The organism is Microbacterium sp. dk485 (assembly GCF_004570445.1).
Taxonomy (GTDB): Bacteria; Actinomycetota; Actinomycetes; order Actinomycetales; family Microbacteriaceae; genus Microbacterium; species Microbacterium wangchenii.
Map to the genome: position 1 here is coordinate 1,573,479 of NZ_SPQW01000001.1, position 13,528 is coordinate 1,587,006.

A 13,528-nucleotide genomic window follows, 5' to 3' on the forward strand; every position below is an offset into this window, starting at 1 on the left:
GCCACTATCGTCGACAATCCGGCGGATCCGCGCTGCTCGGCGTGTTCGATAACGATCGCGCCTGACGGGCACCAAAATCGTTGACAATCCGAAAGCAAGTCCGTACGGTCCCATAAGGCCCTCTGGGCTACTGTCGCGAGCATTGACGCAACGACCCGAAAGGCGGCCGATGGCGGCGCAACTGACCCTGCACGACCTCAATCTGCGGTTCGGTGGAATCACCGTACTGGAGGACGTGTCCTTCGAGGTCGAGCCCGGGCAGATCCTCGGGCTGGTCGGACCCAACGGTGCGGGCAAGACCTCCCTCTTCAACTGCATCAGCGGTCACTACCGGCCCACCTCCGGCACCATCGCGATCGACGGCAACGCCGTCGAGGGCAACGCGCCGGCGACCCTCGCCGCGCATGGACTGGCCCGGACGTTCCAGCACCCCGCGCTGCAGTTGGAGGCCACCGTGCTGGAGAACGTCCTGCTCGGCGCGCACACGCGCCTGCCCGGCGGACCCCTCCAGTGGGGCATGCGCCTGCCGCGCACCGTAGGCGCCGAGCGCGCCCGCCGCGCTGAAGCGGTTGAGCTGCTGGAGCGCCACGGGCTGGGCTGGGCGACCAAGATGCGCGCGGACGAGCTCTCCCACGGTCTGCACAAGGGCGTCGAGCTGTGTCGCGCCCTGCTGTCGCGGCCCTCGCTGCTGCTGCTGGATGAGCCGGCCGCCGGCCTGCCGCACTCCGAGGTGGAGCACCTGATCACGACGGTGCGCCGCATCCGTGACGAGGACGACATCACCGTCATCGTCGTCGAGCACAACATGGGACTCATCTCCGCGCTGACCGACCGTGTCGTGGTGCTCGACCACGGGCGCAAGCTGATGGAGGGCACGGCCGCGCAGGCGCAGTCCGACCCGCGCGTGATCGAGGCGTACCTCGGAAAGGACGCGACCGATGACGCTGCTTGAGCTGGACGAGGTCACCGCTTTCTATGGACCCGTGCAGGTTCTCGAAGGCGTGTCGCTGAGCGTGCCCGAGGGGGGAGCCGTCGGCATCCTGGGGGCCAACGGGGCGGGCAAGACCACCACGCTGCGGGCCATCAGCGGCGCCGTGCGCGCAGGGGGTCGCATCGTCTTCGACGGCAAGGACATCCGCGGCAAGCGCCCCGAGCAGGTCGCCGGGATCGGCATCGCGCACGTGCCCGAAGGGCGCGGGACGCTGGGTGGTCTGACCGTCCGCGAGAACCTCCGCGTCGGCGCCTACCAGCGCAAGGACCGCAAGGGCGTGCAGTCCGACATGGACTACATGCTCGAGCTGTTCCCCAACCTCAAGGAGCGGTACACCTCGCACGCCTCCGCGCTCTCCGGTGGAGAGCAGCAGATGCTCGCCGTCGCGCGCGCGTTCATGGCCCGTCCGCGCCTGCTCCTGCTGGATGAGGCATCCCTCGGGCTGGCACCCAGCACGGCGCAGAACGTGTACGCCGCTATCGCGCGCCTCCGGGTCGAATCGGGGATCGCGATGCTCATCGTGGAGCAGAACGCCAACCTCGCCTTCACACTCGTGGACACCGCGACGGTGCTGGAGACCGGCCGCAGCGTGCTCACCGGCACCTCGGCCGAGCTTCGCGGCATGGACGAGATCCGACGCGCTTACCTGGGAGGCTGACCGTGGGGACCTTCATCCAGCTCGTCGTGGACGGGCTCTCGACCGGATCGATCTACGCGGCGCTCGCACTGGCGATCGTGCTCGTGAACCAGGCCACAGGCCTGATCAACTTCGCCCAGGGCGGCATGGCGGTGCTCGCGGCCTACATCGCGTGGTGGTTCACGGGCCTCGGGGTTCCGCTGATCCTCGCGATCCTCTTCTCCGTCCTGATCTCCTTCGTCCTGGGCGCCCTCATCGAGCGGTACGTCATGCGCCGCTTCGAAGGCGGTGACCCCGACACGGCGGTGGTCGCCACGATCGGACTGCTGACCCTCATCACCGGGATCTGCGGCTGGCTGTTCACCTACAACAACCAGCAGTTCGCATCGCTGTTCCCGCTGGACACGGTGCAGGTCTTCGGCGCGTCCATCAGCATCCGCTCGATCGGCACGACCGTCGTGATCATCGCGATCATGCTCCTCCTGCAGGGCCTGTTCCTCGGGACCAAGCTCGGGCTCGCCCTGCGCGCGGTCGCGATCAATCCGCAGTCCGCCTCGTACTCCGGGCTGCCGGTGGGTCGGCTGCTGATGACCGGTTGGGGACTGGCGGCGGCGCTGGGCGCCGTGGCGGGAGCGCTGGTGGCGCCGCAGCTGACCCTGACCCCCGGCATGATGGACACCGCGCTGGTCTACGCGCTGGCCGCGGTCATCCTGGGCGGGCTCACCAGCCCCATCGGCGTCGTCCTCGCCGCGTGGCTGATCGGCGTTCTGGAGAACCTCGCCGCCGTGTACGTGCCGTTCATCGGTTACGACCTGAAGGTCGCCGTTCCGTTCGCGCTCATCTTCCTCGTGCTGATCGTTCGACCTCAGGGCCTGTTCGGCCGGAAAGCGGTGGTGCGCGTCTGATGTCCGCAGCAGCAGAACTCTTCTCCCGTACCTGGGTGCGGTGGCTCCTGGTCGCGATCGCGGTCGTCGCGCTGGCCGTGCTGCCGCTGATCCTGCCCGAATTCGCCAACCAGACCCTCGCGCGCATCGGCGTCTTCGCGGTGGCCGTGCTCGGGCTGAACGTCGTCATGGGATACGCCGGTCAGGTCTCACTCGGTCAGATCTTCTTCGTCGGCATCGGCGCCTACGTCACCGCGTACGGCGTGCAGCAGGACTGGAACATCGTGCTGGTGTTCGTCCTCAGCATCCTCATCCCCGGGATCATGGGGCTTCTGATCGCGCTGGCGGCGGCGCGGCTGGGGGGCCTCGCGATCGCGATGGTCACGATCGCGCTGCCGATCATCGGAGTGCCGCTGGCCAAGCGCATGGCGGAGGTGACCGGCGGATCCCAGGGGCTCTCGTCCCGGTTCTCCGACTCGCCGTGGCCGGCGCTGTACAACGACCAGTGGCAGCTGTACCTGGTGATCATCATCGGCGGGATCGTCTTCCTCCTCACGCGCAATCTCGTCCACGGCAAGTACGGCCGGGCGTTCGCGATCGTCAAGTCGAACGAGGCGGTCGCCTCCTCGATGGGGATCTCGCCCTATCGCTACAAGGTGCTCGCCTTCACGGTCGCGGCTCTCATCGGCGGCGTCGCCGGCTTCCTGTACATGGTGGTCGTGCAGTACACGTCGCCGGAGACGATGAGCTTCGGCCACTCCATCACGCTCCTGGCCTCGATGGTCATCGGCGGCGCCGCCAGCATCGTGGGATCGCTCCTGGGCGGTGCCTACTACGTGCTCGTGCCGCAGCTGACCAACCTCATCGACCCGAACCTGACCGCACTGCTGCAGGGCGCACTGCTCCTGCTGGTGCTGTTCGTCCTCCCCGGCGGCCTCGTGTCGTTGCCGCGCGTGATCGCGCGTGCCCGGCGCGGGGGACGCCGTGACCCCGGCCCAGCCGGGACACCCCCGACCTCCCCGACGCGCTCCGCTTCGGAGCAGACCGTCGCAGAGGGCACCAACACAGAGAGGCAAGATCAGGCATGAACATGCGAAAGAGCACGAGGACGGCGGTGGGCATCGTCGCCCTGACCTCCGCTGTCGCACTCACCCTCGCCGGCTGCGCGCGCGGCGGCGGGGAGGGATCCGACGGCGGCGGCGCCGCCAGCCCGGGAATCACCGACGAGACGATCACGCTGGGCATCACGACCCCGCTCAGCGGCGGGACCGCCGGCCCCGGCACCTGCACCGTCGCCGGCATCACGGCGTACTTCGGCGCGGTCAACGAGGCGGGCGGGGTGGAGTTCGGCGACGGCAAGACCCGGACCGTCGAGATCGAGGCGCTGGACGACGGATACGACCCGCAGAAGGCCAAGTCCAACTACGACCAGCTCAAGGACAGCGTCTTCGCGATGACGGCGGGCCTGGGCACCCCCACAAACCGCGCCTATCGCGACGCGGCGATGGCGGATGAGGTCCCCCAGGTGCTGGTCATGACCGGCGACCCCATCTTCAGCGAAGAGGACGAGAGCCCGTGGCAGCTGGGCTTCGTGCCGATCTACCAGAACGAGGGCCAGGCGTTCGGCGAGCTGCTGGCGGCGTCGGGCGAAGACCACAAGGTCGCCATCCTCGCGCAGAACGACGACTACGGCGAGGGCTACGTCGAAGGCTTCATGGCCGGCATCGAGGGCGCCGACAACGTCGAGGTCGTCAAGGAGCTGACCTATGAGGCCACGGACACCTCCGTCGACGCCCAGCTGACGGAGCTCGCCTCCACCGACGCCGACGTCTTCTTCAACGCGATGTCGATCACGCCGCTGGCCATCTCCGCGCTGCAGAAGGCGCAGCAGCTCAGCTGGCTGCCCAGCTGGTTCCTGCCCTCCAACACCTCCAGCCCGGCGGCGATCGTCGAGCCCGGTGGCGGCGCGGCGTTCCCCGGCGTCTACACCGTCGCCTTCGCGCAGGCTGCGGCCAGCCCCACGTTCGCGGAGGAGGAGGGCGGCCAGGAGTTCCTGGACGACCTCAAGGAGTACGCCGACTACCAGGACGTCCCGGCGTTCCCGCACTGCGTGTGGAGCTACCAGGTGGGCGCCACGCTGCAGCAGGTCTTCGAGAGCATGACCGAGCCGACGCGGGAGAACTTCATGGAGGAACTCCGCTCCATCGAGGACTTCCAGGCGCCGTTCATGCTCGAGGGCACCGCGGTCAACACCACCGAGAGCGGCATGCCCGCCGTCTCCACGGTGGTCGTGCAGAAGTTCAACGGCAAGGGGTACGCCACGGTCGAGGACTTCGGCTGACGCATCCCTGCAAGCGATGACGGACGGCCCGGGCTGCGACAGCCCGGGCCGTTCGTCGTGCGGGGGTCATTCCAGAGTCTGCAGCACCTCAACGATGCCCTGCAGGTGCGCGCGGGTGGCTGCCTCGGCCGCATCCGCGTCGCGGGCGAGCACCGCGTCGATGATCGCGATGTGCTCCGGCGCCGACTGCATCGCGCGACCGGGCTGGAAGGCGAGGCGGAACTGGTGGCGGGCGGATTGGGCGCGCAGGCGTTCCAGCAGGAGCGTCGCCGTGGCATGGCCGCTGAGCTCGCGCACGAGGCGGTCCATGTCCTGATTCAGTCGCGAATACTCGAACAGGTCCCCGGCGGCCACGGCGGCCTGGATCTCGTCGCGCAGCGTCCGCAGCTGCGCCTCGCCGGCGTCGGTGAGGTTCTCCGCCGCCTTGCGCACGCACAGCGACTCCAAGCCGATGCGCACCTCCACGATCTCCACCGCCTCCTGCACGGAGATCGCCCGAACCCGCGCGCCGCGGTTGGGGAGGCGTTCGACGAGTCCTTCGCCGGCCAGGTTCAGCAGCGCCGTGCGCACCGACGCGCGCGTCGCGCCGAAGCGCTCGGACAGGTCGGCCTCCACGAGCCGCTGGTGGGGGACGAACTCGCCCCGCAGGATCGCCTCCCTGATCTGGACGGTCAGGTCGGGCGAATCGGCCGACGACGGATCGTCGGTGGGCAGCGTGGTCATGCGTGGTCCTTCCGCCAGGCGGCGCGAGGCTTCCCGCGTCAGGAATATTGTCGCCGACATCCGCACCAATCCGGCTAGCATTATTCGTGGACATGGAATGCCGCAGCGCTGCGGCACTGCGCTGGCATCCCGAGGTCCGCGCCGCATCGCTCGGTGCGGGCAGCGTCGAAGGCGAGGAGCGCAGAGATGACGATGACCGAGACGTCTGCCGGAGTGCGGACCGGACTCTACATCGGGGGAGCCGAGCGCTTCACCGACGACGTGCTGTCGGTGGCCGACCCCGCCAAGCCCGGCGCGGTGGTCGGGCAGGCCGCCGCGGCGTCGGCAGCGGATGTGGCGGATGCCGTCGCTGCCGCGAATTCGGCGTTCCCGGGCTGGGCGGCGCTGGGTGCCGCCGAACGGGCACGGATGATGGCCGAGGCCATCGCCGGCATCGCCGATGACCGCGACGAGGACGCCGCCATCCTGTCGCAGGAGAACGGCAAGGTCCGGATGGAGGCCTGGGTCGACGCGCTCGTGTTCGAGATCCGCTGGAACCTCGCGCTCATGCTCGCCGACGAGGTCGAGAAGGGGCACACCCTGCCGGTGGTGCCCGGAGCGATCCCCGTCTCGACGGAGGTCGCCTACCAGCCGCTCGGCGCGGTGACGGTGATCGTCCCCTTCAACTGGCCGATCGCGATCCTGGGAGCGGCGCTGCCGCACGCGCTGCTGGCGGGGAACACGGCGATCGTGAAGCCGCCGCCCTCGGCGCCCCTGGCCACCACCCGCGTGGTGCAGCGGGTGGCCGAGAAGCTGCCGCCCGGGGTCCTGAACGTCGTGACCGGCCGCGATGCGGACATGGCGGGCCTCATCCAGAACACCGACGTGGCGAAGGTGTGCTTCACCGGGTCGGTCAACGGCGGCAAGCGCATGATGGAGATGGCGTCCAAGACCCTCACCAGGGTGACGCTGGAGCTGGGCGGCAACGACGCTGCCGTCTTCCTCGAGGACGCGATCCTCGACGACACGCACCTCGACCGCCTCTTCGCGGCGATCTACGACACCACCGGCCAGATCTGCATGAATGCGAAGCGCGTCTTCGTGCACCGCTCGCGCATGGACGAGCTGGTCGCCGGACTGGAGGCGCGGCTGAACACGGTGGTCCTCGGCTACGGCCTGGATGAGGGCACGACGATGGGCCCGCTGCACCAGCCGGCTCAGAAGGCGTTCGTCGAGGAGATCATCCAGGAGGCCAAGGACGCCGGCGCCGACGTGCGCGAGTTCGGCGAGCTGCCCACGGGCGATCTCGCCGGCGGCAACTTCCTGCGCCCGGCGATCGTGGTCGACCCCGACCTGCAGCTGCGCGTGGTCACGCAGGAGCAGTTCGGTCCGGTCATCCCGATCATCCCGTTCGACGATGAGGACGAGGCGGTGCGGATGGCCAACGACACGTGGGGCGGCTTGTGCGGTTCGGTGTGGACCGCCGACCCCACCGCCGCGCAGCGCGTGGGATCGCAACTGGTGTGCGGGTACGTGTGGGTCAATGACCACGGCGCGACGCGCCTGGACCTGCGCGCCCCGTTCGGCGGCATGAAGCAGTCCGGAATGGGACGCGAGCAGGGGATCGAAGGCGTGCGGGCGTTCCAGGACACCCGCTCGATCGCCACGATCGACCCCGAGGCGCTCGCCGGCATGGCGCACTGAGCAGGACTGGGGCGGCCACCGACGGCCGCCCCGTCTCCCCTTGCGCCGGGGCCCGAACTCCTCAAAACCGTTGCCGGGAACCGGTTGCAGGGGCGCGTCCTCCGCCTTCCGGCCGCATACTGCCGGAGTTCGGGCTGCGAGGGGGACGGATTGCGCCGGGTCAGGAGTACCGCGTCATCGCGTCCCGCACTCCCGCGAAGGATGATTCGACGTCACCGAGCATGTTGGGGTGGGTGAACGCGTAACGATCGCCGTTGCGCACGGCGCGCAGGACGATCGCCCCGGCCTCCTCCGGCTCGATCCACATGTCGGTGTCGGTGATCTTCTGGGCGATGTCGAAATCGACGAGCCCGCCGGTCGAGCCCGCCGGTCGATTCCGCAGACTGTCCTTGATGTTCGAGCGGACGGCGCCCGGGTGCAGCACCGTGACGCCGACGGTGTCGCCGGCGGCTTCCAACTCGGCGGCGATGGTCAGGCTCAGCCCCTCGACGGCCGCCTTGCTGGCGACGTAGGGCGCGTAGCCGGGGGGAGTGAAGAAGCGCGACATCGACGCCGTGTTCACCATCCACGCGCCGTGCGGATTAGCGAGAAGCGCGGGGAGGAAGGCCTGCACTCCGTGCACGACCCCCATGAGGTTCACGTCGAGCACCCAGCGCCAGTCCTCGAGGGTGAGGTCTTTCGCCGCGGCCTTCGGCCCGACTCCGGCGTTGTTCACCACGAGATCCACGCGCCCGAAGGCATCGAGCACCTCGTCGGCGAGCTGGGAGACCTCCTTCGCGTCCGTCACATCCGTGGCATAGGCGGAGTAGCCATCCGCGCGCGCACGCTCCAGCGCGGCGGCGTCCCGATCTGCGACGACGACGGTGGCGCCGACCTCCCGGAACGCCCCGGCGATGCCCTTGCCGATGCCGCTGCCACCACCGGTGACGACCGCCACGCGGCCGTTCCAATCCTTGATGCCCTCCATCGGACCTTCCTTTCGTGCCTCCGAGAATTCTGTCGCCCTCGGGCGGGCACGGAGGTCTCAGTTTGCGCCGCGGCGGGCTGGTCGTCTCAAGGTGATAGCTCCCGGACCGTCGCCGCCCTCTTAGCGTGGAGGCCGTCCGACGCACTCGCGCGTCCAGGCGTCCCACCGCGCAAAGGAGCATCCATGCACATCGGTCTGAACTTCGGCTTCGGAAAACTCGACCCGGAGGTGTCCGACCACGACGTCTACCGCAGCGAGACAGAGCTCGCGGTGCTCGCCGAGGGGCTCGGGTACGACAGTGTCTGGGCGGTGGAGCACCACTTCAGCGACTACGCGTTCTGCCCCGACAACCTTCTGTGGCTCGCGCACGTCGCGGCGCGGACCTCGTCCATCAAGCTCGGCACCGGCGCGGTCATCCTGCCGTGGAACACCCAGCCGATCCGTGTCGCCGAGAAGCTGCTCATGCTGGACCATCTCTCCGAGGGGCGCGTCCTGTTCGGGATGGGCCGCGGGCTCTCCCGCAAGGAGTTCGAGCCGTTCGGAATTCCGCTGGGGGAGACGCGAGGCCGCTTCGACGAGTCCTCCAAGATGATCATCGAGGCCATCGAGTCGGGATACATGCAGGGTGACGGGCCGTTCTTCCCCGTGCCCCGCACGCCCATCAAGCCCGGTCCCTTCGCGCCGTGGGGCGACCGCATCTTCACGGTCGCGGGCTCGCACGACTCGATGGTGTCCGGCGTGAACAACAAGTGCCGCTTGATGTCGTTCATCCTCCGCCCGGTCGACAAGATGATGCCCACCTTCCAGGCATACCTCGACTACTACCGCGAGGTCTGGGACGAGCAGGCGCCCCCCGTCTCGCTGAATGTCGCGATGTACTGCCACGAGGACGAACAGGTCGCTCTCGACGGCATGTACGAGTACGTCGGCAACTTCTTCGAGGCGAATGTGGCCCACTACGAGATGGACGGGGTGCACTTCGCCGACACGAAGGGGTACGAGCGCTATGCCGACACGGCCGCGCTCATCCGTGAGAAGGGCGTGAGCAAGGCCGGCCGGGACTACGCCGACGCCGCTCTGTACGGAACGCCCCAGCAGATCCTCGACAAGCTGGTCTGGATCCAGGAGCAGATGGGTCAGTTCGACCTCGTGCTGCAGCCCTCGTTCGGCGGGATGTCGCATGACACAGCACGCAAGAGCGTGGAACTGTTCGCCCGCGAGGTCATGCCCAAGGCCCGCCAGCACTACGACGCGACCGCCGCCGCATCTGTCTGAGGCCGTCGGCCGGGCGTCTTCGAGCGCCCGGCCGACGGGGTCAGACCCGGGGGCGTCGGGCGATCAGCGGAAGTCGATGACGACACCGGACCGGAGTCGTCCGGACTGGACGCGCGCGTGGGCTTCCTCCGCCCGGTGCGGCGTGAAGATCTCGAGGGGCCGGGTCAGGTAGCGTGCGTCGGCGAGCTTCTGGAGCTGACGGCCGGCGTGCCACTCGCGCGGGACCATGACCGGCACGACCCGAGCGCCGCTGTCCCCCGAGCCCGCCCAGCCGCGCAGAGTGACCACGACACCGCCGGGGCGGACGGCCGGCAGGATCGCGTCGTCGATCACGGCGAGATCGACGGCGGCGTCGACCGGCCCACCTGCGTGGACGACGAGTCGCTCGGCGAGATCGTCACCTCGCGCCACGGTCGACGCCGCGCCTCGTTCGAGGACGATCGGACGGTCATCGTCGGAGCAGACCCCGATGACCCGCAGCCCTTCGGCGGCAGCGAGGGGAAGGATGATCGCCCCCAGCGCGCCCGCCGCACCCGTGACGACGACGGTCGACCCCGGCGGCAGATCGAGCACGCGCATCGCTTGGATCGCCGTATGGCCGTTCATCGGCAGCGTGGCGGCCTGGTCGAGCTCGATGTGATCGGGTACCGCGCCCAGGGTGTCGTCCGGTGCGACGAGCCGCTCGCGATAGGCGCCTCCGTAGGGACTCGAGGGGAGGGCCATCCCCATGACGCGGTCACCGGTCCGCCATAGGCTGTCGGGCCCGACCGCCTCGACGACTCCGGCGTAGGCCATGCCCGGTACGTGCGGAGGGGGTCCGGCGATGGGCATCACTCCCGCCCGGACGGCGATGTCGGACGGATGTACGGCGGCGGCTTCGACACGGACGCGCGCCTCGCCGGGCCCGGGCTCAGCCACCGGTACGCGGGTCACGTGGAGCACGTCGGGGCCGCCGGGCTGCGTGAAGGCGACGGCGAGGCCGGTCGTCAGGGAAGCGGTTTCTGGGTGCATCCGAGTGATGGTAGACGGGTCGGTGCCGGTCTCCCGTCACGCAGCCCCGGCGTCTCACGATGAGACGTCGGGGCGCGCACGAGCCTCAGTAGCTTGAACAGAAATCGGGGTGCGCGGGTGCCCCTGATCACGATCGCGAAGGAGCATCGGCGATGCACATCGGAGTGAACTTCGGTTTCGGCCGCTACGACAAAACCGTCCCGGAGTACCAGGTGGTGAAGGGCGAGACCGATCTCGCCATCCTGTCGGAGCCCCTCGGGTACGACAGCGTGTGGGCCGTCGAACACCACTTCACCGACTACTCCTTCATGCCCGACAACATCCAGTGGCTCTCCTACGTCGCGGCGAAGACCGAGCGCATCCGCCTCGGAACCGGCGCGGTCATCCTGCCGTGGAACGATCCCCTGCGCGTGGCGTCGAAGCTGCTGCTGCTGGACAACCTCTCCGGTGGGCGCGCGATCTTCGGAATGGGTCGCGGGGTTGCCCGTGTCGAATTCGAGGGCCTGCGCATCCCGGTCGGCGAATCGCGCGAGCGCATGGACGAAGCCGTGCCCATGATCATCGAAGCGCTCGAGACAGGTTTCATCGAGGGCAAGGGCCCCCACTACGAGCAGCCGCGGCGCCAGCTCAAGCCGGGGCCGATCCGGAGCTTCAAGGGCCGCATGTACACGGTGGCCGGCTCGGAGGACTCGATCATCGCCGCGGTGAAGAACCGCGTCAGCGTGATGTCCTTCATCCTGCGTCCGGTCGACAAGCTGGTGGAGACGTTCGAGCTGTACAACAACCTGTGGCGTGAGACGTGGGACGATGAACCTGCCCCGATCTGCATCAACGCCAACATGTACTGCCACGAAGACCCCGACGTCGCGAAGGACCGGATGTACGAGTACATCGTCAACTTCTGGCACCAGAACGTCGAGCACTACGAGTTCCTCGGCAACCACTTCGCGACGCAGAAGGGGTACGAGCGCTACGCCGAGAAGGCCGGGGCGCTGCGGGAGAAGGGCGTCGATCAGGCCGGCCGCGACTACGCCGATGCCGCACTGTATGGGACGCCGCAGCAGCTGATCGAGAAGCTGGACTGGATGCAGGACGTGATGGGGCAGTTCGAGCTCGTCGTGGCGCCCTCGTTCGGCGGTATGCCGCAGTCGATGGCCGAGGTCAGCCTGCGGACGTTCGCGGAGAAGGTCATGCCGACCGCGCGCCGCAACTACGACGCCCGCATCGCCGGCGGCTCCAAGGCCCGCTGAGCCCCGATCATGGTTGACAGCACGGGTGAGGTCGGCATGCCCAGCCGGCGACTGGTGGACAGCGGCGTGCCGATGACGACGCGCGACGGCGTCACACTGCGTTCGGTCGTGCACCGGATGGCGGACCGGGAGACGCAGCCGATCGTGCTGGTGCGGAACCCCTACGGCGAGCCGCTGACGCGGAACCTGCCCATCTGGTCCCTTCTGGATCGCGGATTCGCGATCGTGATCCAGGACTGCCGCGGAACGGGTGACTCGGACGGAGAGTTCGTCCCGTTCGAGGGCGAGGGGCCGGACACGGTCGACGCGATCGAGTGGTGCGGATCGCTGCCCTTCTCGAACGGCCGCGTCGTGATGTACGGGGCGTCCTACTCCGGCATGGTCCAGTTCGCGGGCGCTGTGGACCAGCCCCGCGCGCTGGCCGGGATGATTCCGGTCGTGACGCCGGACGACTACCAGACACGGTTGGCATACCGCTCCGGTGCGTTCCAGATGGGGCAGCTCACCGGCTGGTACACCATGAAGACGCTGCAGTCCTTGACCTACCGCGCCCAGCACGGTGAGGACGTGCGCGAGGTGATGGGCCGCTTCTTCCGGCATGCGGCCGATCCGTATGCCTCGGTCGGGTCCGGTGCGCTCATCGACGCGCCAGTGCTCAGCGAGGTTCTCCCCACGTGGCGCCGGTGGGCTGCTGCCGACACGACCGGGGAGTACTGGCCCTCGATCAGCTACCGCGACCGTCGGTCCGACGTCGAGGTGCCCGCGCTGCACGTCGGAGGATGGTTCGACCTCTTCCTCGGCGGGACGATCGCGAACTTCACGTGTCTGCGCGCGGAGGCGGCCACCGAGCGCGCCCGCGCCGGCCAGCGCCTCATCATCGGTCCGTGGCAGCACATCGACCAGAGCGGCACCGTCGGCGATATGAGCTTCGGCGCGCCGGCTTCGGCGGCCGGTTTCGGACTGGAGGCCGCGGTCGCAGACTTCGCGCGAGCGGCCGCCGACGGGAGCGAGGTGCCCGGGGCCCCGGTTCGCCTCTACGTCATGCAGGCTGGACGCTGGCGGGAGGAGCAGGAGTGGCCCCTTCCGGGAACGCGATGGACGCCATGGTTCCTCGGCGAGGGGGGGTCGCTCTCCCCGCGGGCGCCGCAGGGGGACACCGGCGAGACCCGCTACATCCACGACCCGAACGACCCTGTTCCCATGCGGGGAGGGCAGTCCGGTGTCTTCGCGGGAGGCCTCGAGGGCGGCAACGAATGGACCGCCGGACCGCGTGACCAGCGACCGCTCGATGGACGCAGCGACATCGTCCGTTTCACCGGCGACGAACTGGCCGAGGATCTCGAGGTCACCGGGCCGGTGACGGTGCGGCTGTTCGCGGCCACGGACGCCGAGGACACCGACTTCGTCGCTCGCCTCATCGACGTGCACCCCGACGGGCGCGCCATCGGTGTCGTGGACGGGATCGTCCGAGCCAAATTCCGCAACGGGCAGGATGAGGCGACGCCCGTTGGGCCGAACGAGGTCGTGGAGTACGAAATCGACCTGTGGGCGACGAGCTGGCTGTTCCGGGCGGGCCACCGCCTCCGCGTCGACATCGCCAGCTCGTCCTACCCGAACTGGGATGTCAACGCCGGCGTGCTCGGCAACAACGCGATCGTGCCGCCGGAGCAGCGCCGTACGGCCCGGCAGCGGATCCTGCACAACGGCGCTCATCCGTCCCACATCGTGTTGCCCGTGCAACCCGTTTCTCCCTAGCACCACCCGAA

General features: G+C 68.9%; 12 protein-coding genes. 9 read left to right on the forward strand and 3 right to left on the reverse strand.

Annotated features, from left to right (window positions below; translation table 11 throughout):
* Positions 1-169 precede the first annotated feature (169 nt).
* From E4V99_RS07410 to E4V99_RS07430, 5 genes are read left to right on the forward strand one after another with little or no spacing between them, the layout of a single operon-like run.
* Positions 170-952, forward strand: a complete 783-nt coding sequence (locus E4V99_RS07410; protein WP_135070092.1) for an ABC transporter ATP-binding protein — start codon at positions 170-172, stop codon at positions 950-952.
* Positions 939-1,649, forward strand: coding sequence for an ABC transporter ATP-binding protein (locus E4V99_RS07415; RefSeq protein WP_135070089.1), 711 nt, complete (start codon positions 939-941; stop codon positions 1,647-1,649). Before E4V99_RS07410 ends, E4V99_RS07415 begins: the two co-directional genes overlap by 14 nt.
* Before the next feature lie 2 nt (positions 1,650-1,651).
* Positions 1,652-2,533, forward strand: a complete 882-nt coding sequence (locus tag E4V99_RS07420; RefSeq protein ID WP_135070086.1) for a branched-chain amino acid ABC transporter permease — start codon at positions 1,652-1,654, stop codon at positions 2,531-2,533.
* Entirely contained in the window at positions 2,533-3,600 is a 1,068-nt protein-coding gene (locus tag E4V99_RS07425; protein WP_135070083.1) for a branched-chain amino acid ABC transporter permease, read from the forward strand. The genes E4V99_RS07420 and E4V99_RS07425 overlap by 1 nt, the downstream gene beginning before the upstream one ends.
* On the forward strand, positions 3,597-4,853 hold the full coding sequence (locus E4V99_RS07430) for an ABC transporter substrate-binding protein (RefSeq protein ID WP_240742750.1): 1,257 nt from the start codon (positions 3,597-3,599) through the stop codon (positions 4,851-4,853). The genes E4V99_RS07425 and E4V99_RS07430 overlap by 4 nt, the downstream gene beginning before the upstream one ends.
* A gap of 66 nt (positions 4,854-4,919) precedes the next feature.
* Here E4V99_RS07430 and E4V99_RS07435 read toward each other — a convergent pair whose 3' ends face one another.
* Complete coding sequence (locus tag E4V99_RS07435) at positions 4,920-5,576, reverse strand: GntR family transcriptional regulator (protein WP_135070080.1); 657 nt, start codon at positions 5,574-5,576, stop codon at positions 4,920-4,922.
* A 186-nt stretch (positions 5,577-5,762) separates the two neighbouring features.
* On the opposite strand from E4V99_RS07435, the gene E4V99_RS07440 reads away from it, so the two are divergent.
* Positions 5,763-7,259 carry an aldehyde dehydrogenase family protein gene (locus E4V99_RS07440; RefSeq protein ID WP_135070077.1) on the forward strand — a complete coding sequence of 499 codons (1,497 nt, stop codon included), beginning with the start codon at positions 5,763-5,765 and terminating at the stop codon, positions 7,257-7,259.
* A 160-nt stretch (positions 7,260-7,419) separates the two neighbouring features.
* Here the strand turns inward: E4V99_RS07440 and E4V99_RS07445 are convergent, their stop codons facing one another.
* A complete protein-coding gene (locus E4V99_RS07445; protein ID WP_135116818.1) occupies positions 7,420-8,226 on the reverse strand; it encodes an SDR family NAD(P)-dependent oxidoreductase in 807 nt (268 codons plus the stop codon).
* Between the two features lie 183 nt (positions 8,227-8,409).
* On the opposite strand from E4V99_RS07445, the gene E4V99_RS07450 reads away from it, so the two are divergent.
* On the forward strand, positions 8,410-9,501 hold the full coding sequence (locus E4V99_RS07450) for an LLM class flavin-dependent oxidoreductase (RefSeq protein ID WP_135116819.1): 1,092 nt from the start codon (positions 8,410-8,412) through the stop codon (positions 9,499-9,501).
* 63 nt (positions 9,502-9,564) lie between these two features.
* On the opposite strand, the gene E4V99_RS07455 is transcribed toward E4V99_RS07450, so the two are convergent.
* Entirely contained in the window at positions 9,565-10,512 is a 948-nt protein-coding gene (locus tag E4V99_RS07455; RefSeq protein WP_135116820.1) for an NADP-dependent oxidoreductase, read from the reverse strand.
* Between the two features lie 152 nt (positions 10,513-10,664).
* On the opposite strand from E4V99_RS07455, the gene E4V99_RS07460 reads away from it, so the two are divergent.
* On the forward strand, positions 10,665-11,762 hold the full coding sequence (locus E4V99_RS07460) for an LLM class flavin-dependent oxidoreductase (RefSeq protein ID WP_135070065.1): 1,098 nt from the start codon (positions 10,665-10,667) through the stop codon (positions 11,760-11,762).
* Positions 11,763-11,771: 9 nt separating this feature from the next.
* Entirely contained in the window at positions 11,772-13,517 is a 1,746-nt protein-coding gene (locus E4V99_RS07465; RefSeq protein ID WP_135116821.1) for a CocE/NonD family hydrolase, read from the forward strand.
* Positions 13,518-13,528: the final 11 nt, after the last annotated feature.

Bases quoted from the DNA above. Each gene is read 5' to 3' on its own strand.
- E4V99_RS07415 (WP_135070089.1), top strand. From the start codon at position 939: ATGACGCTGCTTGAGCTGGACGAGGTCACCGCTTTCTATGGACCCGTG.
- E4V99_RS07430 (WP_240742750.1), top strand. From the start codon at position 3,597: ATGAACATGCGAAAGAGCACGAGGACGGCGGTGGGCATCGTCGCCCTG.
- E4V99_RS07425 (WP_135070083.1), top strand. From the start codon at position 2,533: ATGTCCGCAGCAGCAGAACTCTTCTCCCGTACCTGGGTGCGGTGGCTC.
- E4V99_RS07440 (WP_135070077.1), top strand. From the start codon at position 5,763: ATGACGATGACCGAGACGTCTGCCGGAGTGCGGACCGGACTCTACATC.
- E4V99_RS07460 (WP_135070065.1), top strand. From the start codon at position 10,665: ATGCACATCGGAGTGAACTTCGGTTTCGGCCGCTACGACAAAACCGTC.
- E4V99_RS07410 (WP_135070092.1), top strand. From the start codon at position 170: ATGGCGGCGCAACTGACCCTGCACGACCTCAATCTGCGGTTCGGTGGA.
- E4V99_RS07435 (WP_135070080.1), bottom strand. From the start codon at position 5,576: ATGACCACGCTGCCCACCGACGATCCGTCGTCGGCCGATTCGCCCGAC.
- E4V99_RS07465 (WP_135116821.1), top strand. From the start codon at position 11,772: ATGGTTGACAGCACGGGTGAGGTCGGCATGCCCAGCCGGCGACTGGTG.
- E4V99_RS07450 (WP_135116819.1), top strand. From the start codon at position 8,410: ATGCACATCGGTCTGAACTTCGGCTTCGGAAAACTCGACCCGGAGGTG.
- E4V99_RS07445 (WP_135116818.1), bottom strand. From the start codon at position 8,226: ATGGAGGGCATCAAGGATTGGAACGGCCGCGTGGCGGTCGTCACCGGT.
- E4V99_RS07455 (WP_135116820.1), bottom strand. From the start codon at position 10,512: ATGCACCCAGAAACCGCTTCCCTGACGACCGGCCTCGCCGTCGCCTTC.